At 71.7% G+C, this 24,226-nt stretch carries 24 protein-coding genes and 1 pseudogene; 14 read left to right on the top strand and 11 right to left on the bottom strand.

The window, feature by feature from the left end:
• Positions 1-37 precede the first annotated feature (37 nt).
• Positions 38-1,576 (bottom strand): S8 family serine peptidase, encoded by a 1,539-nt coding sequence (locus ACGFYH_RS27615; RefSeq protein WP_393805879.1) that lies wholly within the window; start codon positions 1,574-1,576, stop codon positions 38-40.
• Positions 1,577-2,050: 474 nt separating this feature from the next.
• Here ACGFYH_RS27615 and ACGFYH_RS27620 point away from each other — a divergent pair, with 474 nt between their 5' ends.
• The 3 genes from ACGFYH_RS27620 to moaA all read left to right on the top strand — a co-directional run bounded on the left by ACGFYH_RS27620 (position 2,051) and on the right by moaA (position 5,184).
• The gene (locus ACGFYH_RS27620) at positions 2,051-2,407 is read left to right on the top strand and encodes a DUF485 domain-containing protein (protein WP_393805880.1); all 357 of its coding nucleotides are present in this window, start codon (positions 2,051-2,053) and stop codon (positions 2,405-2,407) included.
• Entirely contained in the window at positions 2,404-4,038 is a 1,635-nt protein-coding gene (locus ACGFYH_RS27625; RefSeq protein WP_393805881.1) for a cation acetate symporter, read from the top strand. Before ACGFYH_RS27620 ends, ACGFYH_RS27625 begins: the two co-directional genes overlap by 4 nt.
• 156 nt (positions 4,039-4,194) lie before the next feature.
• Entirely contained in the window at positions 4,195-5,184 is a 990-nt protein-coding gene (gene moaA / locus ACGFYH_RS27630; protein WP_393805882.1) for a GTP 3',8-cyclase MoaA, read from the top strand.
• Here moaA and ACGFYH_RS27635 read toward each other — a convergent pair.
• Together ACGFYH_RS27635 and ACGFYH_RS27640 are read right to left on the bottom strand one after the other, a co-directional pair.
• Positions 5,181-5,411, bottom strand: coding sequence for a hypothetical protein (locus ACGFYH_RS27635; protein ID WP_393805883.1), 231 nt, complete (start codon positions 5,409-5,411; stop codon positions 5,181-5,183). The genes moaA and ACGFYH_RS27635 overlap by 4 nt on opposite strands.
• Positions 5,412-5,658: 247 nt before the next feature.
• Positions 5,659-6,057 (bottom strand): DUF3099 domain-containing protein, encoded by a 399-nt coding sequence (locus ACGFYH_RS27640; protein ID WP_393805884.1) that lies wholly within the window; start codon positions 6,055-6,057, stop codon positions 5,659-5,661.
• A 259-nt stretch (positions 6,058-6,316) separates the two neighbouring features.
• Here ACGFYH_RS27640 and ACGFYH_RS27645 point away from each other — a divergent pair, with 259 nt between their 5' ends.
• Positions 6,317-6,598: a GlsB/YeaQ/YmgE family stress response membrane protein gene (locus ACGFYH_RS27645; RefSeq protein WP_393805885.1), complete on the top strand. Its 282-nt coding sequence runs from the start codon at positions 6,317-6,319 to the stop codon at positions 6,596-6,598.
• 107 nt (positions 6,599-6,705) lie between these two features.
• Here the strand turns inward: ACGFYH_RS27645 and tyrS are convergent, their stop codons facing one another.
• The 5 genes from tyrS to ACGFYH_RS27670 all read right to left on the bottom strand — a co-directional run bounded on the left by tyrS (position 6,706) and on the right by ACGFYH_RS27670 (position 12,371).
• Entirely contained in the window at positions 6,706-7,974 is a 1,269-nt protein-coding gene (gene tyrS, locus ACGFYH_RS27650; RefSeq protein ID WP_393805886.1) for a tyrosine--tRNA ligase, read from the bottom strand.
• Positions 7,975-8,017: 43 nt separating this feature from the next.
• Positions 8,018-9,412: a metallopeptidase TldD-related protein gene (locus ACGFYH_RS27655; protein ID WP_393805887.1), complete on the bottom strand. Its 1,395-nt coding sequence runs from the start codon at positions 9,410-9,412 to the stop codon at positions 8,018-8,020.
• Positions 9,409-10,932 (bottom strand): TldD/PmbA family protein, encoded by a 1,524-nt coding sequence (locus ACGFYH_RS27660; protein WP_393805888.1) that lies wholly within the window; start codon positions 10,930-10,932, stop codon positions 9,409-9,411. Before ACGFYH_RS27660 ends, ACGFYH_RS27655 begins: the two co-directional genes overlap by 4 nt.
• A 387-nt stretch (positions 10,933-11,319) precedes the next feature.
• On the bottom strand, positions 11,320-11,520 hold the full coding sequence (locus ACGFYH_RS27665; RefSeq protein WP_393805889.1) for a DUF397 domain-containing protein: 201 nt from the start codon (positions 11,518-11,520) through the stop codon (positions 11,320-11,322).
• Positions 11,517-12,371, bottom strand: coding sequence for a helix-turn-helix domain-containing protein (locus ACGFYH_RS27670; RefSeq protein ID WP_393805890.1), 855 nt, complete (start codon positions 12,369-12,371; stop codon positions 11,517-11,519). Before ACGFYH_RS27670 ends, ACGFYH_RS27665 begins: the two co-directional genes overlap by 4 nt.
• A 169-nt stretch (positions 12,372-12,540) precedes the next feature.
• On the opposite strand from ACGFYH_RS27670, the gene ACGFYH_RS27675 reads away from it, so the two are divergent.
• The 6 genes from ACGFYH_RS27675 (at position 12,541) to ACGFYH_RS27700 (ending at position 16,535) form a co-directional block, all read left to right on the top strand.
• On the top strand, positions 12,541-13,014 hold the full coding sequence (locus tag ACGFYH_RS27675) for an ATP-binding protein (RefSeq protein WP_393805891.1): 474 nt from the start codon (positions 12,541-12,543) through the stop codon (positions 13,012-13,014).
• 526 nt (positions 13,015-13,540) lie between these two features.
• Positions 13,541-14,158: a helix-turn-helix transcriptional regulator gene (locus tag ACGFYH_RS27680; RefSeq protein WP_393805892.1), complete on the top strand. Its 618-nt coding sequence runs from the start codon at positions 13,541-13,543 to the stop codon at positions 14,156-14,158.
• Positions 14,151-14,375, top strand: coding sequence for a hypothetical protein (locus tag ACGFYH_RS27685; RefSeq protein WP_393805893.1), 225 nt, complete (start codon positions 14,151-14,153; stop codon positions 14,373-14,375). The genes ACGFYH_RS27680 and ACGFYH_RS27685 overlap by 8 nt, the downstream gene beginning before the upstream one ends.
• A gap of 171 nt (positions 14,376-14,546) precedes the next feature.
• Positions 14,547-15,251, top strand: coding sequence for a 3-oxoacyl-[acyl-carrier-protein] reductase (gene fabG, locus ACGFYH_RS27690; RefSeq protein WP_393805894.1), 705 nt, complete (start codon positions 14,547-14,549; stop codon positions 15,249-15,251).
• A gap of 5 nt (positions 15,252-15,256) precedes the next feature.
• Entirely contained in the window at positions 15,257-16,024 is a 768-nt protein-coding gene (gene fabI / locus ACGFYH_RS27695; RefSeq protein ID WP_210964296.1) for an enoyl-ACP reductase FabI, read from the top strand.
• A gap of 160 nt (positions 16,025-16,184) precedes the next feature.
• Positions 16,185-16,535, top strand: coding sequence for a hypothetical protein (locus ACGFYH_RS27700; protein WP_393805895.1), 351 nt, complete (start codon positions 16,185-16,187; stop codon positions 16,533-16,535).
• On the opposite strand, the gene ACGFYH_RS27705 is transcribed toward ACGFYH_RS27700, so the two are convergent.
• A complete protein-coding gene (locus tag ACGFYH_RS27705; protein WP_393805896.1) occupies positions 16,513-17,205 on the bottom strand; it encodes a FadR/GntR family transcriptional regulator in 693 nt (230 codons plus the stop codon). The genes ACGFYH_RS27700 and ACGFYH_RS27705 overlap by 23 nt on opposite strands.
• 46 nt (positions 17,206-17,251) lie before the next feature.
• On the opposite strand from ACGFYH_RS27705, the gene ACGFYH_RS27710 reads away from it, so the two are divergent.
• The 4 genes from ACGFYH_RS27710 (at position 17,252) to ACGFYH_RS27725 (ending at position 20,061) form a co-directional block, all read left to right on the top strand.
• Positions 17,252-18,592 (top strand): CynX/NimT family MFS transporter, encoded by a 1,341-nt coding sequence (locus tag ACGFYH_RS27710; protein ID WP_393805897.1) that lies wholly within the window; start codon positions 17,252-17,254, stop codon positions 18,590-18,592.
• A 351-nt stretch (positions 18,593-18,943) separates the two neighbouring features.
• Entirely contained in the window at positions 18,944-19,060 is a 117-nt protein-coding gene (locus ACGFYH_RS27715; protein WP_393805898.1) for an SGM_5486 family transporter-associated protein, read from the top strand.
• Between the two features lie 183 nt (positions 19,061-19,243).
• Positions 19,244-19,450 carry a hypothetical protein gene (locus ACGFYH_RS27720; protein WP_393805899.1) on the top strand — a complete coding sequence of 69 codons (207 nt, stop codon included), beginning with the start codon at positions 19,244-19,246 and terminating at the stop codon, positions 19,448-19,450.
• Between the two features lie 92 nt (positions 19,451-19,542).
• Positions 19,543-20,061, top strand: coding sequence for a SixA phosphatase family protein (locus ACGFYH_RS27725; RefSeq protein WP_393805900.1), 519 nt, complete (start codon positions 19,543-19,545; stop codon positions 20,059-20,061).
• Positions 20,062-20,206: 145 nt separating this feature from the next.
• On the opposite strand, the gene serB is transcribed toward ACGFYH_RS27725, so the two are convergent.
• Together serB and ACGFYH_RS27735 are read right to left on the bottom strand one after the other, a co-directional pair.
• Entirely contained in the window at positions 20,207-21,466 is a 1,260-nt protein-coding gene (serB, locus tag ACGFYH_RS27730) for a phosphoserine phosphatase SerB (protein ID WP_393805901.1), read from the bottom strand.
• Between the two features lie 786 nt (positions 21,467-22,252).
• A pseudogene (locus tag ACGFYH_RS27735) lies at positions 22,253-24,106 on the bottom strand (streptophobe family protein); the annotation flags it as partial.
• Positions 24,107-24,226: the final 120 nt, after the last annotated feature.

Here is a 24,226-nt window from a genome sequence, read left to right on the forward strand (position 1 = left end):
CGCGTGACGGAAGGTCAGCGGCACGCGCGCGTGCCGGTTACCAGCTCACCGCGTCCAGCGCGTCGGCCATGCCCCAGCCGTAGAAGCCGTTGCGGTTCTTCGAGCCCTCGCACACCGCGTCGACCTTGCCGTCGCCGTCGATGTCGTACGGCTTGGTGCACGGCGTGGCGTCGGCCTCGGCGTACAGCAGGGCCTTGACCATGGCCGGGGAGGCGTGCGGGTGCGTCGACTTGATGAGGGCGGCGACGCCCGCGACGTGCGGCGAGGCCATCGACGTACCGGCCATGTAGCCCCACTTGCCGCCGGGCAGTGTGCCCAGGATCAGGCCACTGGTGGCGGGCGGTGCCGGCGTCTGGTAAGCCGTCGAGTCGCCGCCGGGCGCGGCGATGTCGATGACACCCAGACCGTGGTTGGAGAAGGACGACTTGAGGCCCTTCGCGCCGGTCGCCGCGACGGTCACGACACCCGGCAACTGGGTCGGGATGTCCAGGCACTCCGACGGGTCGACCACCCGGTCACCGGGCGTGGTGTCGTTCGGGGAGGACGGGTCGGTGATCTCGTCGGAGGAGAGGTCGTAGTTCTCGTTGCCGGCCGCGGCGACGTTGACCGCGCCCTTCTTCTCCGCGTACCGCGAGGCCCGCGAGACGGCCTCGACGAGCGCCTTCTGGTCCGGGTCGTCCTTGCAGTTGAAGTACCACGGGTCGGTGTAATAGCTGTTGTTGGTCACGTCGACGCCGTGTTCGGCCGCCCACATGAAGCCGCACACCACGGCCTCGGTGTAGAAGAAGCCGTCCGGGTTGCCCACCTTGATGCCGGCGACCTTCACCCCGGGCGCCACGCCGGTCATGCCGATGCCGTTCTTGGCGGCGGCTATCTCCCCGGCCACGTGGGTGCCGTGCGGGCTCTCCGCCGCGCTCGGCCGCCAGGCGCCGTCCGTGGTGTCCGGCTTGCCCGCCACGCAGTTGACGGAGGCCGCACGGTCGAAGTTGGGGGCGATGTCCGGGTGGGTGTCGTCGACCCCGGTGTCGATGACGGCGACGGTCACCTTCTCGCTGCCCAGCGACTTCTCGTGCGCCTTGTCCGCCTTGATGGCGGGCAGGTCCCACTGGAGCGGCTCCAGCGGGTCCTGGCCCCCGGCGGCCTGGGCCTCGGCCTTCGCGGCGGTGAGCTCCTTGCCGCCGAGCACCCGCGGCGCGCCCGTGTCGGTGGTCGCGGCCGAGGGCAGCGGCGCCGTGCGGGTCGCACCGGCCGACTGGACGCCGCGCACCTTGCGGACGGTCCTGGCGAAGTCGGGGTTGGCGGAGTGGACGACGATCACGCCGATCCGGTCGTACGACGTGACGATCGTGCCGCCCGCCTTGGCTATCGCCCGCCGCACGGTGGCCGAAGGGCGGTGGCCGTGGGAGACGTTGACGACGTAGCTGAGCGAGGTCGCGTCCGCCGCCGCCGAGGGGGCGGCCGCCGTCGCGGGGGCCGCGGCGGCCGGGGTGCCCGGCAGGAACGCCAGCGACGCGGCCACGGCCAGGCCGGCCGGGATCGCGAGGGCGCGGCGGTGACGCGGGTGAGGTGCTGTCATGCGTGGTGTCTCCAGTCCATCGGGAAAACTCGGGCAACCCGTGATGCCGGTGCGTGGCAGTGAGGCAGAGGTGCCTGCGGAGGTGCCTGCGGGCCGTCGCCCATGCGGGCGCCCGACACCGTCACGCCCGGTGCGACCGGCACCGCGAGGGCGAGCCTGCGCCTGGAGCACGGGTCACTCGGGGAACGCAGATGATCCATGGGGTCTCCACATCATCCGGCAAACGACACCTGCCCGGGACACGGGTACGGCCCGGACAGGTACATCAGGTACATGACGTAGTGGTGCAGGGTGAAGCTATCTCCCGAAGCCGCTGGCCAGCAATGACCCGCCGAGGGTGACTTCGGAAAGTGCCACGGGTGTTGAACCGGTCCCCGCGGGGCGCCGTGTCGTTGGGCAGGGAGCCCGAGCACGACCGGTTCCCTGCGAGAACAGCGAGGTTCAGCCGTCATGTCCGTCGTACGAGGAGACTCCGTGGCCACCGACGCACCGCCCCCCTCGAAAGAGGAACACCGACTCCCCTCCGCCGAGGAGTTCTCCGAAGTGCAGCAGAGCGCCGAGTTCGCCGAACTCCGCCGCGCCTTCCGCTCCTTCGCGTTCCCGCTGACGATCGCCTTCGTGGCCTGGTACCTGCTGTACGTGCTGCTGTCGAACTACGCAGGCGGCTTCATGGGCACCAAGCTCTTCGGCAACATCAACGTCGCGTTCGTCTTCGGCATCGCCCAGTTCCTCACCACGTTCCTCATCGCCTGGTGGTACTCGCGGTACGCCGCCGCGAAGCTCGACCCCAAGGCCGAGGCCATCAAGTCCCGGATGGAGGGCGGCGCATGAGCCCCGCACAGACCGTCTTCGCCGCCGAACTCGCCGCCAACGAGGCGAGCGAGCACCGGCCGCTCATCATCACGCTCTTCTCGGTCTTCGTCGTCGCGACGCTGTTCATCACCGTCTGGGCGGGCCGCCAGACCAAGGACGCCGCCGACTTCTACGCGGGCGGCCGCCAGTTCAGCGCCTTCCAGAACGGCCTCGCCGTCTCCGGCGACTACATGTCGGCCGCGTCCTTCCTCGGCATCGCCGGCGCCATCGCCCTCTTCGGCTACGACGGCTTCCTGTACTCCATCGGCTTCCTGGTCGCCTGGCTGGTCGCCCTGCTCCTGGTCGCCGAGCCGCTCAGGAACTCCGGCCGCTACACCATGGGCGACGTTCTCGCGTACCGCATGCGCCAGCGCCCCGTGCGCACCGCCGCCGGCACCTCCACGATCGTCGTCTCGATCTTCTACCTGCTGGCCCAGATGGCGGGCGCGGGCATCCTCGTCTCGCTGCTGCTCGGCATCACCTCCGACGCGGGCAAGGTGCTCATCGTCGCCCTCGTCGGCGTCCTGATGATCGTCTACGTCACCATCGGCGGCATGAAGGGCACCACCTGGGTCCAGATGGTCAAGGCCGTGCTGCTGATCGGCGGCACCATCCTGATCACCTTCCTGGTGCTGCTGAAGTTCGACTTCAACATCTCCGACCTGCTCGGCAAGGCCGCCGACAACAGCGGTGCGGGCGCCGCCTTCCTGGAGCCCGGTCTCCAGTACGGCGTGAGCGGCACCACCAAGCTCGACTTCATCTCCCTGGGCATCGCCCTGGTGCTCGGCACCGCCGGCCTGCCGCACATCCTGATCCGCTTCTACACGGTGCCCAACGCCAAGGCCGCCCGTAAGTCCGTGAACTGGGCGATCGGCATCATCGGCGCCTTCTACCTGATGACCATCGCCCTCGGCTTCGGTGCCGCCGCGCTCATCGGGAAGGACGAGATCATCGCGTCCAACCCGTCCGGCAACACGGCCGCGCCGCTGCTCGCGCTGCACGTCGGCGGCGTCGACTCGGCCTGGGGCGCGATCCTGCTCGCCACGATCTCGGCGGTGGCCTTCGCGACCATCCTCGCCGTGGTCGCCGGCCTCACCCTCGCCTCGTCCTCGTCCTTCGCGCACGACATCTACGCCAACGTCATCCGCAAGGGGCAGGCCACCGAGAAGGAGGAGATGAGGGCGGCGCGCTGGGCGACCGTCTTCATCGGCATCGTCTCCATCGCCCTCGGCGCCCTCGCCCGCGACCTGAACGTGGCGGGCCTGGTGGCCCTGGCCTTCGCGGTCGCCGCGTCCGCCAACCTGCCGACGATCCTCTACAGCCTGTTCTGGAAGCGGTTCACCACCCAGGGCGCCCTGTGGTCGATCTACGGCGGCCTGATCGTCGCCGTCGGCCTGGTGCTGTTCTCACCCGTGGTCTCCGGCGACCCGAAGGCGATGTTCCCGGACGTCGACTTCGCCTGGTTCCCGCTGAAGAACCCGGGCATCATCTCCATCCCGTTCGGTTTCCTGATGGGCTGGCTCGGCACCGTCGTGTCGAAGGAGAAGCCCGACGAGGCCAAGTACGCGGAGCTGGAGGTCCGGTCCCTGACCGGCACCGGCGCGCACTGAGGCCACCGGCCGGCGCGGCCGCTCGTAGCTCCCTACGACGCGGCCGCGCCGGCCGTCGTGGGATCGGGAGGCTGTCGATGTCGGACCGGTCACGTAGGCTCGACGTGTCGGAGGAGAGAAGCGCTCCGCCGATCCGCGTCGAGGGAGGGGGCCCACGTGCTCATCGACACCTACGGCCGAGTGGCCACTGACCTGAGGGTCTCGCTCACCGACCGCTGCAACCTGCGCTGCACCTACTGCATGCCCGAAGAGGGCCTGCAGTGGCTGGCCAAGCCCGACCTGCTCACGGACGACGAGATCGTCCGCCTCATCGACATCGCGGTCACCCACCTCGGCATCGAGGAGGTCCGCTTCACCGGCGGGGAACCGCTGCTGCGCCCCGGCCTGGTCGGCATCGTCGAGCGCGTCGCCGCCCTCGCCCCGCGCCCGCAGATGTCCCTCACCACCAACGGCATCGGCCTCAGGCGCACGGCGACGGCCCTGAAGGCGGCGGGCCTGGACCGGGTCAACGTCTCGCTGGACACCCTCCGCCCGGACGTCTTCAAGACCCTCACCCGCAGGGACCGCCACAAGGACGTCCTGGAGGGCCTGGAGGCCGCCCGCGAGGCCGGGCTCACCCCGGTCAAGGTCAACAGCGTCCTGATGCCGGGGCTCAACGACGACGAGGCGCCCGACCTGCTCGACTGGGCCGTCGAGCACGACTACGAGCTGCGGTTCATCGAGCAGATGCCCCTGGACGCCCAGCACGGCTGGAAGCGCGAGGGCATGGTCACCGCCGGTGACATCCTGACCTCCCTGCGCACCCGGTTCGAGCTGACCGCCGAGGGCTCAGGGGAGCGCGGCTCGGCACCCGCCGAGCGCTGGCTCGTGGACGGCGGCCCGCACCGCGTCGGCGTCATCGCCTCCGTCACCCGTCCGTTCTGCTCGGCCTGCGACCGCACCCGCCTGACCGCCGACGGCCAGGTGCGCACCTGCCTGTTCGCCACCGAGGAGACCGACCTGCGCGCGGCTCTGCGCTCCGACGCCCCCGACGAGGAGTTAGCCCGCGTCTGGCGGCTGGCCATGTGGGGCAAGAAGGCGGGCGCGGGCCTGGACGACCCGACGTTCGTCCAGCCCGACCGGCCGATGTCGGCGATCGGGGGTTAGGGCCTGCCTGGGTCGTCCGGGGCTTCCCACTCGGCGAGCGGGACCACGTCCTTGAGGAAGCCCCGCGCTCCGAGGAACTGGGACAGATGTTCCCGGTGCTCGTCGCACGCGATCCAGGTCTTGCGCCGCTCCGGCGTGTGGACCTTCGGGTTGTTCCACGCCAGCACCCACACGGCGGCCGAGCGGCAGCCCTTGGCGGAGCAGGTCGGGGCGGTCTCGTCACTCACAGATGCGTCTCACAGATCCACGTACGAGGGCCACACACAAGGCGACGCCGAGCAGCCACGGGGGGAGCTGCCCGGCGTCGGTCCGTCGCTCCGACGGGGGATGCGGAGCGCGTACGAAGTATGTCACGGGCCACCCATGGCCCGGCACCGGAACCACACGATTCATCTGAGCATTTCTTCGGCCTGGCGCGGAATCGACGCCCGTCCCGAGGGGCCCCCGGTCCCGGCCGACGGTCTCACCCGGCGGTCACGGCCGGGTGTGCGGCTCACCGGCCGCGCCCGGTCCCGGATCCGCCGCGGTGCCCCCCGGGACGGGTTCCGCGGCCCCGTCCTCGGCCCGCGGCGGCATGATCATCGTCCGGGTGGGCGCCGTCACGAACGTCGTCGGCAAGGATGGCGCGTTCTCACGCCCGGCGTTGGCGATCACTACCGCGATGTACGGCAGGGCCGCCCCGAGGATCAGGGCCACGATCGCGACGTGCCGTTCCACGTTCCACAGGCAGACCGCGAGGATCACCGACACCGTACGGATCGACATGGAGATGACGTACCGGCGCTGCCGCCCGCGCACGTCCTCCTGGAGGCCCGTCCGGGCCCCGGTGATCCGGAACACCTCGGCGCTGCCGCCGGCACTCTGCTTCCGCATCTCGTTCCACCATCCGCCCGTATCGGACTCCCCGCCCCGCTTCGGTCCGCGGCCCCTCGGGGTCTGCGGTCCCGGACAACTCCCCAGATTACGCCGCACGCGCCCCGCTCACGAGGGCGGGGCACCCCGTTCCGTCCGCCCGGCGTGCGCCGCGCCGCGTAGGCGCCGTCCGCCGTTCGGCGGTATCCGGCGTGCGCCGTCCGCGGTACGGCCGAAGACTGGCGGCACTGTTCGCGTAGAGCCGGACGAGGAGGCAGCCATGGGCTGGTTGTGGGCGATCATCGTGGGATTCGTGCTCGGTCTGATCGCCAAGGCGATCATCCCCGGCAAGCAGCACCTGCCGCTGTGGCTGACCACCATCTGCGGCATGATCGGAGCGATCGCCGGCAACGCGATCGCCCGCGCGGCCGGCGTCGAGGCGACGTCGGGCATCGACTGGTGGCGGCACCTGTTCCAGCTGGTGGCGGCGATCATCGTCGTCGGCCTCGGCGACGCGGCCTACATGTCGGTACGCGGCAACCGGCGGCGCGAACGGGCCTGACGGCCCAGGACCAACCCCGTACGGCGAAGGGGCCGGCCTCCCGTACGGCGAAGGGGCGGGCCCCGGCAGCCGTGCGGCACCGGGGGCCGCCCCTCGCGCGCGTCCGCTCAGGCGCCGGTGACCTCCACCGCGGCCAGGTTCTTCTTGCCGCGGCGCAGCACCAGCCAGCGCCCGTGCAGCAGGTCCTCCTTGGCGGGGACGGCGTCCTCGCCGGTGACCTTGACGTTGTTCACGTAGGCGCCGCCCTCCTTCACCGTGCGGCGGGCGGCGGACTTGCTGGCCACCAGACCGACCTCGGCGAACAGGTCGACGACCGGGCCCGGCTCGGCGACCTCGACGCGCGGCAGCTCGGAGAGGGCCGCGGCCAGCGTCCGCTCGTCCAGCTCGGCCAGGTCGCCCTGGCCGAAGAGGGCCCTGGACGCGGCGATCACGGCGGCCGTCTGACCGGCGCCGTGTACCAGCGTCGTCAGCTCCTCGGCCAGCGCACGCTGCGCTGCCCGTGCCTGCGGACGCTCCTCGGTCTGCCGCTCCAGCTCCTCAAGCTCCTCACGGGAGCGGAACGACAGGATGCGCAGGTAAGTCGAGATGTCCCGGTCGTCCACGTTCAGCCAGAACTGGTAGAACGCGTACGGCGTCGTCATCTCCGGGTCGAGCCAGACGGCGCCGCCCTCGGTCTTGCCGAACTTGGTGCCGTCCGCCTTGGTCATCAGCGGCGTCGCGTAGGCGTGCACGGACGCGTCCGGCTCCAGCCGGTGCAGCAGGTCGAGGCCGGCCGTGAGGTTGCCCCACTGGTCGCTGCCGCCCTGCTGCATCGTGCAGCCGTAGCGCCGGTAGAGCTGGAGGAAGTCCATCGCCTGGAGCAGCTGGTAGCTGAACTCCGTGTAGCTGATGCCCTCGGAGGACTCCAGCCGCCGGGCGACGGAGTCCTTGGTCAGCATCTTGTTGACCCGGAAGTGCTTGCCGATGTCCCGCAGGAACTCGATCGCCGACAGGTTCTCGGTCCAGTCGAGGTTGTTGACCAGCACCGCGGCGTTCTCGCCCTCGAAGGACAGGAACGGCTCGATCTGGCCGCGCAGCCGCTGGACCCAGCCCGCGACGGTCTCCGGCGAGTTCAGCGTGCGCTCCGCGGTCGGGCGCGGGTCGCCGATCTGACCCGTGGCCCCGCCGACCAGCGCCAGCGGCCGGTGACCGGCCTGCTGGAGCCGGCGCACGGTGAGCACCTGCACCAGATGCCCCACGTGCAGCGACGGCGCGGTCGGGTCGAAACCGCAATAGAACGTGACGGGACCGTCCGCGAGCGCCTTGCGCAAAGCGTCCTCGTCGGTGGACTGGGCGAACAGCCCGCGCCACTTCAGCTCGTCGACGATGTCCGTCACGGTTCTCTTGTCTCCTAGGGTGGTCTCGTAATCAGGTACGAGGTTATACGCCCTGGCTGACAGAGCTCATATTGAAGTCCGGCACTCTCAGCGCGGGCATCGCGGCCCTGGTGAACCAGTCGCCCCACTCCCTGGGCAGCGTCTTCTCCGTGCGCCCGGCCTCCGCGGCCCGGCCCAGCAGATCCACCGGCGACTCGTTGAACCGGAAGTTGTTCACCTCGCCGACGACCTCGCCGTGCTCGACGAGATAGACGCCGTCCCGGGTCAGCCCGGTCAGCAGCAGCGTCGCCGGGTCGACCTCGCGGATGTACCAGAGGCAGGTCAGCAGCAGCCCGCGCTCGGTGCCCGCGACCATCTCGTCCAGGGAGCGGTCGCCGCCGCCGTCCAGGACCAGGTTGCCGATCGCCGGGGCCACCGGAAGACCGGTCAGTGCGGCGCTGTGCCGGGTGGTCGTCAGCCGGTGCAGCCCGCCCGCGCGGATCCAGTCCGTCGCCGCCACCGGCAGCCCGTTGTCGAACACCGACTGGTCACCGCCCGAGGAGTGCGCGACCACGAAGGGCGCGCTCTCCAGACCCGGCTCGTGCGGATCACTGCGCAGGGTCAGCGGCAGCTCGCCCAGCCGCTCGCCGACCCGGGTGCCGCCGCCCGGCTTGGAGAACACCGTGCGCCCCTCGACCGCGTCCCGCCCGGAGGCCGACCAGTACTGGTAGATCAGCAGGTCCGCCACCGCGGTCGGCGGCAGCAGCGTCTCGTACCGGCCCGCGGGCAGCTCCACCCGCCGCTCGGCCCAGCCCAGCCGTACGGCCAGCTCGGCGTCGAGGGCCGCCGGGTCGACGTCCTTGAAGTCCCGCGTGGCCCGCCCCGCCCACGCAGACCGGGTCCGGTCCGGCGACTTGGCGTTGAGCTCCAACGTCCCGTTGGGCTGGTCGTGCCGCAGCCGCAGTCCCGTGGACGTGCCCAGGTACGTCGACGTCAGCTCGTGGTTGGCGAAGCCGTACAGCTCCCGCCCGCCCGCCCGCGCGCGGGCGAACGCCTCCCCGAGGGCCGGCGCGAAGTCGGCGTACACGGCCGACGAGGTCTCGGCGGGCGCGTCGGTGAAGTCGGGCGAGGCCGGCACGCCCGTGACCAGCGGTTGCGCGTCCTCGGCCGGTCCGGCACCCCGCGCGGCGGCCTCGGCGGCCCGCACCAGGGGCTCCAGCTCGTCCACGGTCACGGCCGAGCGGGACACGACCCCGGACGCCGTGCCCTGCCGCCCGTCGACGGTGGCGACGACGGTGAGCGTGCGCCCGCGCGTGACGCCGTTGGTGGTGAGCGCGTTGCCCGCCCAGCGCAGGTTGGCGGTGGACTCCTCGTCGGCGATGACGACGCACCCGTCCGCCCGGGACAGCTCCAGCGCCCGCTCGACGACCTCGTGCGGCTTGTTGGTACCGGCGCTCATCGGCCCGCCTCCTGGGTGGTGTTGAGGATGTTGACTCCCTTGAAGAGGGCGGACGGGCAGCCGTGCGAGACGGCCGCGACCTGGCCGGGCTGGGCCTTGCCGCAGTTGAAGGCGCCGCCCAGGACGTACGTCTGCGGGCCGCCGACGGCCGCCATGGACCCCCAGAAGTCGGTGGTCGTCGCCTGGTAGGCCACGTCCCGCAGCTGCCCCGCGAGCCGCCCGTTCTCGATCCGGAAGAAGCGCTGACCGGTGAACTGGAAGTTGTAGCGCTGCATGTCGATGGACCAGGAGCGGTCCCCGACGACGTAGATCCCGCGGTCCACGCCGCCGATCAGGTCCTCGGTCGACAGCCCGCCGGGGTCCGGCCGCAGCGACACGTTGGCCATGCGCTGCACGGGCACATGGGCGGGGGAGTCGGCGTAGGCGCATCCGTTGGACCGCTCGAACCCGGTGAGCCTCGCGATCCGCCGGTCCAGCTGATAGCCGACCAGCGTGCCGTCCTTCACCAGGTCCCAGGACTGGCCCTCGACGCCCTCGTCGTCGTACCCGATGGTCGCCAGCCCGTGCTCGGCGGTGCGGTCGCCGGTGACGTTCATCAGCTCGGAGCCGTAGCGCAGCTTGCCGAGCCGGTCGAAGGTGGCGAAGGAGGTCCCGGCATAGGCGGCCTCGTAGCCGAGGGCGCGGTCCAGCTCGGTGGCGTGCCCGACGGACTCGTGGATGGTCAGCCACAGGTTCGACGGGTCGACGACCAGGTCGTACAGCCCCGCCTCCACGCTCGGCGCCCGCATCTTCTCGGCCAGTAGCTCCGGAATCTCGGCCAGCTCCGTCTCCCAGTCCCAGCCGGTCCCGGTCAGGTACTCCCACCCGCGCCCGGCCGGCGGCGCAAGGGTGCGCATGGAGTCGAACTCGCCGCTGGAGTCGTCCACCGACACCGCGGTGAGCACCGGGTGCAGCCGGACCCGCTGCTGTGTGGTCACCGTCCCGGCGGTGTCGGCGTAGAACTTGTTCTCGTGCACGGTGAGCAGCGAGGCGTCCACGTGATCGACCCCGTCGGCCGCCAGCAGCCGCGCGCTCCAGTCGGCGAGGAGGGCCGCCTTCTCCGCGTCGGGCACGGTGAAGGGATCGATCTCGTACGACGACACCCACGTCCGGTCGGCGTGCACGGGCTCGCCGGCCAGCTCCACCCGCTCGTCCGACCCGGCCGTCCGGATCACCTGCGCGGACAGTTTCGCCATCGCCACCGCCTGCGAGGCGACCTTGGCCGCGGCGTCCGGGGTCAGGTCGACGCCGGACGCGAAACCCCAGGTACCGCCGTGCACCACCCGCACCGCGTACCCGAGGTCGGTGGTGTCCGACGACCCCGCGGGCTTCGCGTCCCGCAGCCGCCAGGACGCGTTGCGCACCCGCTCCAGGCGGAAGTCGGCGTGCTCCGCCCCGAGGGCACGCGCGCGGGCGAGGGCCGCGTCGGCGAGGGCGCGTAGGGGGAGTGCCGTGAAGGCTTCGTCGATGCTGTGAGGCACGGGGGAGATCCCTTCGGGCGCTTGCCTGTGGTGACCATCGGAGGCAGTGAACCATGTCCCACTCCTTGGGCTCACTGGAAAAGGGTGATGCCTGCGGAGGGAAACCACGGGACACCCGAAAGACCCCGTCGGCCGGAGAGGCACCTGTTCGCTTCCGGCCGCACCGGTTCCGGTCCAAGGGCGACAGACACCGTCCACGTCAGCTTCGAGCCGCCCGGCCGCCGCCACCTCACCGAGTCCGAGCCCGATCAGCTGGGCGCAGGCCTGTTCGGCGGGGACGAGCAGGCGTGGAACAGACGCGACGGCATCGGGTGGGTACACGGCATCGGGTGGGTACGGGGACAACGACTCCCGTACCCACCCGATGCCGTCGCGTACGACGAGAACTCAGCTGTCCACAGACGCTTCGGCCGCGAGAGCCGCGAACGCCGCCCAGGTGGCCGGCGTGACGGCGAGAGGCCGAATGCTCTTGTCCTTGGAATCGCGGATGTGGACCGCCTCGGGGCGCACGGCGACCTCGACGCAGTTGTCACCCTCGCCCCCGCTGTAGCTGCTCTTGAACCAGCGCAGCTCATCAGTGGTGCTCATAGTGCTCCTCGCATCTGTTCCAACAGGCTCACGGTAGCCCGGCAGTCCAGGGCCTGGGCACGCAGTTTGCCATAGCGTTGGAGGAGGACACTCAGGTCGTTCGGAGCAGTGAGCAGGTTGCTGGATCGCTGCCCCTCGGTGTAGCCGATCCACTGGTGAGTTGGCGTCTCAGCAAGGTACATCTGTCCTTCGACGCCACAGTGCTCCTCTTGTCGAAGCGGCATGACTTGGATCTCCACGTTGTGCCGTTGCCCAACGAGGAGAAGGTGGTCGATGACTTCGTTGGCGACGATGGTTCCCCCAACGCACCGCTCCAGAATGCCTTGCTCGACGACGAAGCTGAAGGCAGTGTTCGGCCGCGATGCCAGAAGCTCCTGCCTCTCCAGCCTTGCGCACACCTGCCGTTCGATCTGCTCCTGCGAGAGCGGCGGCAGATTGCGCTCAAACACCGCCCGCGCGTACCCCTCCGGCTGCAACAGCCCGGGGACCGCCCGGCACTCGTACGCGTACAGGGAGATCGCCTCCTCCTCGACGCCCGCCCACTGCCGGAACCACGACGCCAGCCCCGCCCTCCGCGTCAGACTCTTGGCCGCCGCCGTGAGGACCTTGACCGCGACCGCCCCCAGCACCTCCTCCGCCCGCGCGGGCAGATCGGCCGGCGGGAACCGCTTCCCCTGCTCGATCTTGGCGACGTACGCTGCCGAGTACCGCACCCGCAGGGCGAACTCCTCCTGGGTCAGCCCGGATTCCTCGCGCAGGGCCTTGAGGACCGCGCCGAAGGTCTTGAGGCTGTCGGAGAGTTCGGCCTCCGTGCCGTTCGTGCCGCCGCCTCCGCCGCTGTCCGCCCTCATCGCCGCCCGCCTCCCGTGTCCGCCGCGGTCCATGCCCCGCACAACCCTGCCTCGTCCGTCCAGGGTCACGGGGAGTTACCCACCCAGTCCAGAGTGTGCACTGATACAGCCACGCCTGTATGGGTGTCGTCCCTGTTGGCGGCCGGGAACGGCCCGGAACGCTGAGCGCATGCCAGCACCGTGGACCCAAGAGGCCGTAACCGTAAGTGTGTTCGCTCAGCGGTTCTCCGCCACCCGCCGGGGCGCGCGCCTCGCCCGCAGACTCGCCACCCACCGGCTCGACCTGTGGCACCTGCCCTACGGCAGCCCGGCCTCCGACGCCGTCACCCTCGTGGTGGCCGAACTCGTCGCCAACTCGGTTCTGCACGGCCACGTCCCCGGACGCGACTTCGAGCTGCGGCTCACGTACGACCGGTCCCGAGGACTTGTCCGCGTCGAGGTGTCCGACACCCATCCGGGTCGTCCGGAGCCCGTCGCGTCGGCGGCGCAGCCCTCTACGGACACCGACGGCGGGAGGGGGCTGCTGCTCGTGGAGGCCGTCGCCGACCGCTGGGGTGTGGCGGGGCGGTCCGGACCGGGCAAGACGGTGTGGGCCGAGTGCGCGGTCGGCGCTCCGGACGCGCCGCGTCCCGTTCGACCGTAGTTGACGGTCATCTTCCGCAACGTCCCTCCCCGTCACCCGAGTTGTGGTTTCGGCCAGTGTCAGTGGAGGCGGGTGGGGTTGTCGCTCCGCTCGAGTCGACGGTCAACTCTGCGACGGGTGACGGCTTGTGGCGGCGTGCGTGGTCGGACGTGAGGTCGCTGCGGCGGACCATCCGAGCAAGGAGGTCCGGGCGGTTCTCAAGCGACTCGTCGACGACGGGCGGAGGCTGGCGTCGGAGGCGCACTGGGGCACGCTGTACTGCCCGTGCCCGGACCACTGCACGGTGATCCGCGTTGGCGGCACTCCGAAGAACCCCGGTCAGGAAGCCCGTCGAATGGCCCGCAAGGCGAAGTGGTGCCCGCTGCCTCCGGACGACCCGCGCGTGGCTCTCCGAGGGGGCGTTGTCAAGTGACAGCGCCGTCGAGGTCGGCGAAGCTTGCGCCAGGGGGCGTTCCCTGGAGTGAGAGGCACGGAAGCAGATACCGGGAAACGCAGACCGGCATACGCATGGGGGGCTGGGGGCGTCATGAAGTATGAGTTCAACTTCGTGGTGGACGGGATCGGGATCGACGACGACAAGGTTGTCGAGATCATCCACGACACGTTCGACGGAGTGCTGACCCGACACCGGGGCCGGCACTTCCTGGACGTCTCCGAGAGCGGGGTCAACGCGATCGACGCGGCCCACCGCATCGTCGTACGGCTGCGCAGCTCCCTGCCCGATCTGAGACTGGTGCGGGTCGGTCCCGATCTCGTCGGCGTCTCGGACATCGCCGAGCGCGTCGAGCGGTCGCGGCAGAACGTCCAGCAGTGGGTGAGCGGTGAGCGACGGCAGGACAAGCGGCCCTTCCCGGACTCCGAGGGGATCGCCGGACGCTCGCCGGTGTGGCGCTGGGGAGACGTGAACGCCTGGCTCGCCCAGTTCGGCGAGGGCGACGACGTGTGCCCGCCCACCCGGGAAGAGGCACTGACCATCGACTTCCTGCTGCCCAAGTGGCAGCGCACCCTGGACGACGGCCTCCCCCTGGTCCGCTTCGCCCTTGCAGCAGCGGGCCACGGAGCCGCTCGCCACCAGCACGCTCGGTTTCGTCGAGACCGTACGGACTCTCGATCTCGTGGGGCACTTTCCGAAGGCGATGGATGATCTGGATGCCCGGGTCACGGAGATCCTCCTCACCCGAGAGGTACGTGACGGCGCGGCGTTGCTCGTCGGGCGGCTGCGGACACTGGACGCGATCCACGTGGCCAGCGCACTCTCGCTGCGGGACGACCTGACGGCCCTGGTGACCTACGACCGCGGGATGCTGGAGACCGCTCGGGCAGAAGGCCTGCTCGCCCACGCGCCCGGCACGGAAGGCTGAAGCGGCACCGGTTCTGTGGGGACCCGACAGACAGCCCCGTAAGCCACTGTGGGTGCCCGAGTCTCTGAGCGAGGCGGGGGACCGATAGGTTTTCGAGGAAGCCGCCTGCCGTCGCCGCCCGCCGTACGGGTGCCCTGGCGGGTGTACGACCGCTAGGGAAAGGGTGATCCGTTGAGCCGCTCGGTTCTCGTCACCGGAGGAAACCGGGGCATCGGCCTCGCCATCGCCCGCGCCTTCGCCGACGCCGGGGACAACGTCGCGATCACGTACCGCTCGGGTGAGCCGCCGGAGGGCTTCCTGGCCGTCAGGTGCGACATCACCGACAGTGAGCAGGTGGAGCAGGCCTACAAGGAGATCGAGGACGCCCACGGTCCCGTGGAGGTTCTGGTCGCCAACGCCGGCGTCACCAAGGACCAGCTCCTGATGCGCATGTCGGAGGAGGACTTCACCTCCGTGGTGGAGACCAACCTCACCGGCACCTTCCGCGTCGTCAAGCGCGCCAACCGCGCCATGCTGCGCGCCAAGAAGGGCCGCGTCGTCCTCATCTCGTCGGTGGTCGGTCTCCTCGGGTCCGCGGGCCAGGCGAACTACGCCGCCTCCAAGGCCGGTCTGGTCGGCTTCGCGCGCTCCCTCGCCCGTGAGCTGGGGTCGCGCAACATCACTTTCAACGTCGTCGCGCCCGGTTTCGTCGACACCGACATGACCAAGGTGCTCACCGACGAGCAGCGGGCGAACATCGTGTCGCAGGTGCCGCTGGGACGGTACGCGCGGCCGGAGGAGATCGCCGCGACGGTGCGGTTCCTCGCCTCGGACGACGCCTCGTACATCACTGGAGCCGTCATTCCCGTTGACGGCGGACTGGGAATGGGTCACTGAACACCATGAGCGGAATTCTCGAGGGCAAGCGCGTCCTGATCACCGGTGTGCTGATGGAGTCCTCCATCGCCTTCCACACCGCCAAGCTGGCCCAGGAGCAGGGCGCCGAGATCATCCTGACGGCCTTCCCGCGGCCCACCCTGACCGAGCGCATCGCCAGGAAGCTGCCCAAGCCCACCAAGGTCATCGAGCTGGACGTCACCAACGACGAGCACCTCGGCCGCCTGGCCGACATCGTCGGTGAGGAGCTGGGCGGCCTCGACGGCGTCGTGCACTCCATCGGCTTCGCCCCGCAGGACGCCCTCGGCGGCAACTTCCTGAACACGCCGTTCGAGTCGGTCGCCACCGCCATGCACGTCTCGGCGTACTCCCTGAAGTCGCTCACCATGGCCTGCCTGCCGCTGATGCAGAACGGCGGCTCGGTCGTCGGCCTCACCTTCGACGCGCAGTACGCCTGGCCGCAGTACGACTGGATGGGCCCGGCCAAGGCCGCGCTGGAGGCCACCAGCCGCTACATGGCCCGTGACCTGGGCAAGCAGAACATCCGCTGCAACCTGGTCTCGGCCGGTCCGATCGGCTCCATGGCCGCCAAGTCCATCCCGGGCTTCGCCGAGCTGGCCTCCGTCTGGGACAACCGCGCCCCGCTCGAGTGGGACCTGAAGGACCCGGAGCCGGCCGGCCGCGGTGTCGTAGCGCTGCTCAGCGACTGGTTCCCGAAGACCACGGGCGAGATCGTCCACGTCGACGGCGGACTGCACGCCGTCGGCGCCTGACCGACCGCCTCACGGGGCCCGCATCCCGCTCGGGGTGCGGGCCCGCGACGTGTCACCCGTTCGGCTCAGCCGGCCGGGCGGCGCGGCGTACGGCGGCGCAGGCTGAGGTGCGTGCCTCGTGCACGCTTTTCCTCCCCAGTACGGCCGAGGAGGTCCCGTTGTGCGTCCACTCGCCCGCCTGGCCTCAGCGACCCTCGCCCTCGCCTGCGTGCTGGTCCTGCCGTACGAAGCGAGGTCCCACGCGCGCGTGCCCGCCGGGGACACCGCGTCGCTCCAGCCCTTCGGCGCCGAGTGCAGGGTCCGGGTCGAGGACTCCGACGTGACCGCGTACTGCCACAACCCGTACCCGGAGACCGATCACGTGCGCCTGCACATCGAGTGCGCCCGCTGGTGGGACCTCGACAGCGACGGACCGGCGGCCGAGGCCTGGCCCGCGCAGACCGTACGTCTGGAGGGGCGGTGCTGGAAGGACGTCGGGTCGGCGTGGGTCAGCCACCGGAGGGCGGACTGAACCGGCCGGGACGGCACAGGAACGGGTAACCCGCCGCCTCCGTACCCGCCGTGCCGACGTCCCCCGCGCGGATCGCGTCGACCAGCCGGGTGTGGTCCATGCGCGTCTCGGGCGTCAGCTCGCTGCCCACGTCCCCGCGCAGCCAGTCCCGCAACACCTCGCCCAGATCCGCGTACATCGCCGTCATCACGTCGTTGTGCGAGGCGGCCACGACGGCCAGGTGGAAGGTCGTGTCCGCCGTCACGAACGCCTCCGCGTCACCCGACTCCCAGGCCTCCTCGCGGCGCACCAGCAGCGCGTCGAGCTGCTTGAGGTCCCTCTCCGTACGCCGCTCGGCGGCGAGCCGGGCCGCGGCCGACTCCAGCGTGGAACGCAGCTCGGCGATGTGCCGGGGGTCGGCGTCGGCGAAGCGGCGCTGCATCACGCCCGCCAGCTCGCTCGTCGCCGCGACGTACGTGCCCGAGCCCTGGCGGATGTCCAGCAGACCGTTGTGCGCCAGCGCGCGAACCGCCTCGCGGACCGTGTTCCGGGCGACACCGAGCTGCTCGACCAGCTCGGGCTCGGTCGGGATGCGGGAGCCGACCGGCCACTCACCCGAGGCGATCTGCTGGCGCAGCGCCGCGATGACCTGCTCGGACAGCGCCGAACGACGCGGATGACTCAGGGGCATGGCTCACCTTCGCACGCGAGTGGACCATCAATCATCCCATGATTCTATGATGGGTCTCATGGCTGGTGACGAAACCCGTACGGAGACACGTACGGAGACACGTACGGAGACACGTACGGAGACGCGTACGGAGCGCGGTGGGCGCGAGGCACCCGGCGAGGCGCCCTCCACGCGCGCGTGGACGGCGTGGACCACACGGCTGCTCGTCCTCGGCATCGTCCTGGCCGCGCTCAACCTGCGCCCCGCCATCACCAGCCTGGGCGCGCTCCTGGAAGAGGTCCGCGACGGGCTCGGCATGAGCGGCAGCGTCGCCGGACTGCTCACCTCCGTGCCCCCGCTCTGCTTCGCCGTCTTCGGCGTCACCGCCCCCCGGCTGGCCCGCCGCTTCGGGCCCGGCGCGGTGGTCTGCGCCGGCATGGCCGCCATCACGGCCGGCCTGCTGGTACGCCCGTACGCCGGCGGCACGGCGGGCTTCCTGGCCGCCACCGCACTCGCGCTGATGGGCATCGCGGTCAGCAACGTCCTGATGCCGGTCATCGTCAAGCGCTACTTCCCCGACCGGGTCGGTTCCATGACCGGCCTGTACTCGATGGCCCTCGCCTTCGGCACCTCCACCGCCGCAGCGGCGACCGTGCCCGTGACGAACGCGCTGGGCGGTCACTGGCAGTCGGGCCTCACCGTGTGGGCCGTGTTGCCGGCGGTGGCCATCGTGTCGTGGATCCCCTTCGTGCGGGACCGCAAGGCGCCGTCCACGCCGTCGCCTCGACCGCAGCCCGAGCAGTCCGCCGAACAGCCCCCACTGCGGATCACCCGCAGCCGTACGGCCTGGGCGCTCGCCGTCTTCTTCGGCCTCCAGGCCACCGCCGCCTACATCACGATGGGGTGGATGGCCCAGATCTTCCGCGACTCGGGGGTGTCCGCCGGCACCGCCGGGCTGCTGCTCGCCGTGATCATGGTGATGGGCGTGCCGCTCGCCTTCGTCATCCCGCGCGTGGCGACCCGCCTGCCCCACCAGGGCCCGATCGTGCTGGTCCTGGGCCTGTGCGGCCTCGCCGGATACGCCGGCCTGTACTTCGCCCCGGTCGGCGGTGCCTGGGCCTGGGCCCTGCTGCTCGGTGTCTCCAACTGCGCCTTCCCGCTCGCACTGACCATGGTCGGGATGCGGGCGAGGACGGGGGCGGGCGTCGCCCAGCTGTCCGCCTTCGCGCAGAGCACCGGTTACCTGATCTCCATCCCCGGCCCGCTGCTGGTGGGCGTGCTCTACCAGCACAGCGGCGGCTGGGGCCTGCCGATCGCACTGATGAGCGCGCTGATGGTGCCGCAGATCGTGGTGGGCGTCATGGCGGGGCGCGACCGCACGGTGGAGGACGAGGCGGCGGCCCGCTGACGAGGCGGTCCGGTGCCCCGGTCGGCGGCCTGCTGGCGAGGCGGTCGCTGCCCTGGTCGGTGGCCTGCTGGCGAGGTGGCCGCTGCCCTGGTCGGCGGCCTGCTGGCGAGGTGGCCGCTGCCCTGGTCGGCGGCCTGCTGGCGAGGTGGTCGCTGCCCTGGTCGGCGGCCTGCTGGCGAGGTGGTCGCTGCCCTGGTCGGCGGCCTGCTGGCGAGGCGGTCCGGTGCCCCGGTCGGTGGCCCGCCGACGAGAGGGCCGCCGTTCCGGCCGGTGGTGCGCCGGCGAGAGAGCCGCCCTCCCGGTCGGCGGTCCGCCGGACCCGGCCCGGGCGACGGATGCGAGACTTGCCGTATGCCAGTCCTCGACCCTAATCCCCAGCACGGCCAGAAGAAGATGCTGATCGTCTTCGGTGCCTTCCTCCTGATCTTCGTGATCATCGGCGTCATCGCGACGATCGCCTCGCCGTGACCCCGCACCCGTCGTCCGGACGGTGGGGTTAACCCCCCATCCCCTAGGGGGCGAGGGTCAGGGTCAAGTGGGTGGACCTCCGGATGGGGCGGGTCCCGCGGATTCCGTAGCTTCGAGATGCGCCCGCGACACGCGGGCAGCGGAGCACGGACCAGGGACGTCCGAGGACCAGCGGAGGCACTCATGTCGGCCACTACCCACACGCGGCCTCCCCGGGCGACCCGGGGCGCCGTCGACATCCGGCTGCCCTGGTGGGCCCTCGCCCTGCCCGTGCTCGCCTTCGTCGCGCTGCTCCTGCTGATACTCGATCCCGCCGACGCCCACGCGGCCGCGGAGCAGCCCGCGCTCGCCCATCTTCTGGAGCGGCTGGAGCAGCTGACCGCGCGCTGACCCCGGAACAGAGCCTCCGATGCCCGTCCGACGGTGAATCCGCATGTCAACTCCCAGAGCCCCGTGGCCTGTTTCATGCGAAGCTGGATGCCATGAGCGTCGCAGAACCACGCAGGATTGTTCTCTTCCGGCATGCGAAAGCCGACTGGCCACAGGTGACCGACCATGAGCGGCCGCTCGCCGACCGGGGCCGCAAGGACGCCGCAGAGGCCGGACGTCGGCTGGCGGACACCGGCGTGCCCATCGACCAGGCTCTGTGTTCCACCTCGACCCGGACCCGGGAAACCTGGAAGCTCGCCGTCCACGAGTTCCCGCACCGGCCGAAAACCGTCTACGAGGAGCGGATCTACGATGCCTCGCCCGGGGAGCTGATCGCCGTGCTCAACGAGACCCCCGACGACCTGCGGAACCTGGTGGTGATCGGCCACAACCCGGGCATGGAGGCACTGACCGAGATTCTGACCGGCTCCGCCGAGCCCGAGGTGCGCGAGCGGATGGGCAACCGGGGCTTTCCGACCGCCGCCTTCGCCGTCCTGACCTTCGCGGGCTCCTGGAAGGACGTGGAGCCGGGCAGGGCCTCCCTGGTCGACTACTGGGCGCCGACCGACTGATCCGCCCCAGGCGACAGAGCCCGGCACCCGCACGACGGCCCGGACCTTCGCCGGGTCGTGCGTCGGCCTGCTCGTCCTCCGGTGCGTCCGCCGGGCCCCTGCCCCGCCCGTTCGCCCGCCAAGCCCCTGCTGCTCGCCCGCCGGGTCAGGGGCGGCCGAGGGGCAGCCCGAGGCCCTCATCACCGAGGCCCTCACCGGGACCCTCGTCCAGCGTGTCCGCGGCCTCGACCTCCTCGCGGGTGATGCCCAGCAGATAGAGCACCGTGTCCAGGAAGGGCACGTTCACCGCGGTGTGCGCGGCCTCGCGCACCACCGGCTTGGCGTTGAAGGCGACCCCGAGCCCGGCCGCGTTCAGCATGTCCAGGTCGTTGGCGCCGTCACCGATCGCCACGGTCTGCGACAGCGGTACGCCCGCCTCCGTGGCGAACCGGCGCAGCAGCCGGGCCTTGCCCGCCCGGTCCACGATCTCCCCGGTGACCCGTCCGGTCAGCCTGCCGTCGACGATCTCCAGCGTGTTGGCCTGGGCGAAGTCCAGCCCCAGCCGCTCCTTCAGGTCGTCGGTGACCTGGGTGAAGCCGCCGGAGACGACGCCCACCTGGTAGCCGAGCCGCTTCAGGGTGCGGATCAGCGTGCGGGCCCCCGGCGTCAGCCGCACCTCGGCGCGCACCTTCTCCACCACCGAGGCGTCCAGCCCCGCCAGCAGCGCCACGCGCGCGTGCAGCGACTGCTCGAAGTCCAGCTCCCCGCGCATCGCGGCCGCCGTCACCTCGGCGACCTTGTCCTCGCAGCCGGCGTGCGCGGCGAACAGCTCGATGACCTCGTCCTGGATCAGTGTGGAGTCCACGTCCATCACGACCAGGCGCTGAGCCCGCCGGTGCAGCCCTGCCGCGACGACCGCGATGTCCACGCCGAGCGCCGCGGCCTCGGTGGCCAGCGTCGTGCGCAACGGTTCGGTCTCCACGCCGGACACCGCGAACTCGACGGCGGTCACCGGGTACTTGGCCAGCCGGAAAATACGGTCGATGTTGCTCCCGGACTCGGTGATCCGGGCCGCTATGGCGGCGGTCGCCTCCGAGGTGAGCGGGTGCCCGAGCACCGTGACCAGGGAGCGGCCGAGACCGCGCGGCCGGTTGTCGCCGATGCCGGAGATGATCTCCGCCTGCAGCTTCAGCGACTCGGCCCAGCTGTGGACGGTCGCCCGCAGATGGCCCTCCAGACCACTGGGCGGCTCGGTCACGAGCGCGCACAGCACGATCCGGCCACGGGTGACGACCTGCTCGATGTCGACGACGTCGACGGAGTACGCGGCGAGAGTGTCGAAGAGACCGGCCGTGATGCCCGGCCGGTCCTTGCCGAAGATCTTGACGAGAAGCGTGGGGACGTCAGAGGTCTGCGAAGCGCTCATGGTGTTCCCACCGTATCCGGCACCCGGTGCCGCCCGCCCCCGAGGTCCGCCTGGCGGACACGCGGGGCGGGGGAGGGGACGGGTACGGGTTCGGGGACTTCTTCGCCCCGAACCGAGCGGGCGGAGGCCGGGCGCGCGGATGCGCGGGCGCCGGCCGCCGTCAAGCCTCCCGTTCGGGGCCGCGTGGCGCGGGGGCGGCGTTCGCTCACGGGGCACGTGACGGTGGGGGCCCCTTACCGCGGCGCGGCAGCCCTTCACCGCCCTTCACCGCCCGTCCCCGGGCCGTCGCGGCGGCGCGGGAGGCGGGGGAGGGGGCGGGGGAGGAGGGCCTTCACCCCAGGGCCGGGACGACGGCCGGTCCCCCGGCCCCGGAGGCCGCCGCGGAGCCCCCGGCGGCGGGCCGAGCGGCCCGGCCACCGTCGGGGCGCCGTACATGCCGTCGTCCACGTCGTCGGACCGCCCGTCCGCCCCGTCGGGTGCCTGCCCCGCGTCGTCGCCGTGCTGCCCGGGAGCACCGTGCCCAGGGCCCACGCCACCACCTCCGTGCTGCGCCGGGCCCGCCTGGCCCTGTCCTTGCCCCGGCCCCTGTCCTTGCCCCGGACCCCGCTCCTGCCCGAGTCCCGCGTCGCCGGCCGGCTGTGACCCGGGCGCGGTACAGCCGGCCCCCGGCAACGGCCCCGCATCGCGGATCGGCGGGGCGGGGGGCCAGGACGGCCGCGCATCCTCCGGCTCCCCAGCCTCTGAGCGCGCCCCCGAGCCCCCGCCCGGGGCTGCTCCCCGGCCCGCCCCCGGACCGGTGCCTGGTTCTGGCCACGGTTCTGGCCACGGTTCTGGCCACGGTTCTTGCCCCGACCGGGGTTCAGCGCGCCGCTTCGGCCACGACCCGGGTGCCGTGCCCTCCGCATCCGGGCCGGGCCACGCCCCCGGCCGCGGGTCCGGCGTCTGCCCGGGCCTCGGTTCCGCGCCAGGCTGGAGCCACGGCTCTTGTCCCGGCCCCGGTGCCGTTCCCGGCCGGGGGCTGGGCCCCGGTTCCGCATCCCACGGCCCCGGTCTCGGGTTCGGCCCCGGGCCCCCCGGACCCGGCCTCACTTCTTCCGGCAGCCGCAGGTAGGGATTGGTGCCCGGGTCGGGCGGCCGGTGCGCCCTGCCCGGCCGGTACGGGCCCGGCGGCGACCCCGCGTCCCCCGGACCACCCGCGACGACGCCCTCCGTCGCCGCCCCGGCACCCCGTGCCAAGCCCGTATCCCGTGCCAACCGTGTCGCCCTCGTCCCCGCCGCCCCGCTCGCCCGCGCCAGCAGCGCCCCGGCGGCCCCCGCGCCCGCGCCCCACGCCGCACCCAGCAGCAGGGCAGTGCCGAGGTGGCCGCGCAGGTCGATGCCCGCGCCGAAGGCGTCGATGCCGAGTACCGACAGGGAGGCGTCCACGGACACCTCCGTGAGCCGGGCCAACAGCGGCAGCGTCAACGCGCCGGCGACGCCCAGCCGCAGTGCGCAGCGCCCGGCGTGGGCGAGGGAACGTGCCTCCCCGGGCGTCACGGGTGTCCGTACCGCCGTCAGTACCCCGGCCAGCAGCATCATCAGTGCGGCGGCCACTCCCAGCAGCCACATCCGTCCGTCCAGCTCCGCCAGCCGCCCCAGCGTGACCGGTTCCCCGGCGCCGGCGCCCAACAGGTCGTCCAGCGGTGCCGGGAGGACCCGTACCAGCTCACCGGTGGCCCGCCCGTCCCACGGCACGAACAGGCCGATCGGGACGCCGAGCCAGACCCCGTTCGGCGCACCCAGCAGCGCGGCCCCCGCGATCCGCCGGGGACGGTCGTCGCCGGACGCCGCGTAGGCCGCCGCCGCGAGGCCGGCCGCCACCGCCGTCAGCGCCACCGTGACCAGCGCGGACACGGCCGGCCGCACCACCCGGTGCACGGCCTCCCAGCCGCGCGGCAGCGGAGTACGCCGCGAGGCCAGCAGAGCGATCAGCAGTACCCCGGCGGACCAGACCAGCCCGCCCAGCAGCGTCGGCGCGGTGTCGACGGTGAACCCGACGGCGGCCCGGGCGTCGACCAGGTCACCGATCCGGTCGGGCAGCAGCCCACCGATGTCCCCCACATCGCCCAGCCCCGGAACCTCCAGCCCGCCTCCACCGCCGCCACCGGGCAGGTCGTCGACCCCGAGCGAACCGCCGTCGATCGTGACGACGTCGTGGCCGGCCCAGGCCAGTCCGCCCGCCATCGCCACGAACAGCGTGACCACCGCGCCCGCGCGCGCGAGGAGTTCGACGGGGGCGACGACAACTCCGGCCGCCCGAAGAGACCGTAGGAAGAAGAACGACAGGAACAGCGCGCCGACCAGACCGACCCCCAGTGGCGTGATCTCGATGGCCGTGTGCGCCTGGGCTCCATCGAGTCCGAACGCGGACACGTCACCGGACGGCGTGACCGAACCACCCGCCCCGAGCGCCACGACCGCCGCCGTCATCGGCCCGAGCGAGCCCGCCGCGTCCGCGCCCAGCAGATGCAGGCCAAGCGCCGCCGTGCCCGCCATACCGATCAACGCCCAGCTCACGGACGCGATCGCGGACATCAGTACGTCGCCCCAGGGCACCCCGGTGCCGTGCCCCTCGGCTCCGCCTCCTGTGGTCACACTCATGGCGAACCCCCCCAACCCGCTGCGCGGCCAGGTTGCCGCTCATGTCCCCCTCGCGTGGAATACCACTCTCCGAGCAGGTTTCAACCCCGTCAGCGGGAACGGCCGATGGGCGCCTACGCA

It is taken from the genome of Streptomyces sp. NPDC048392, assembly GCF_043200575.1.
Classification (GTDB): domain Bacteria; phylum Actinomycetota; class Actinomycetes; order Streptomycetales; family Streptomycetaceae; genus Streptomyces.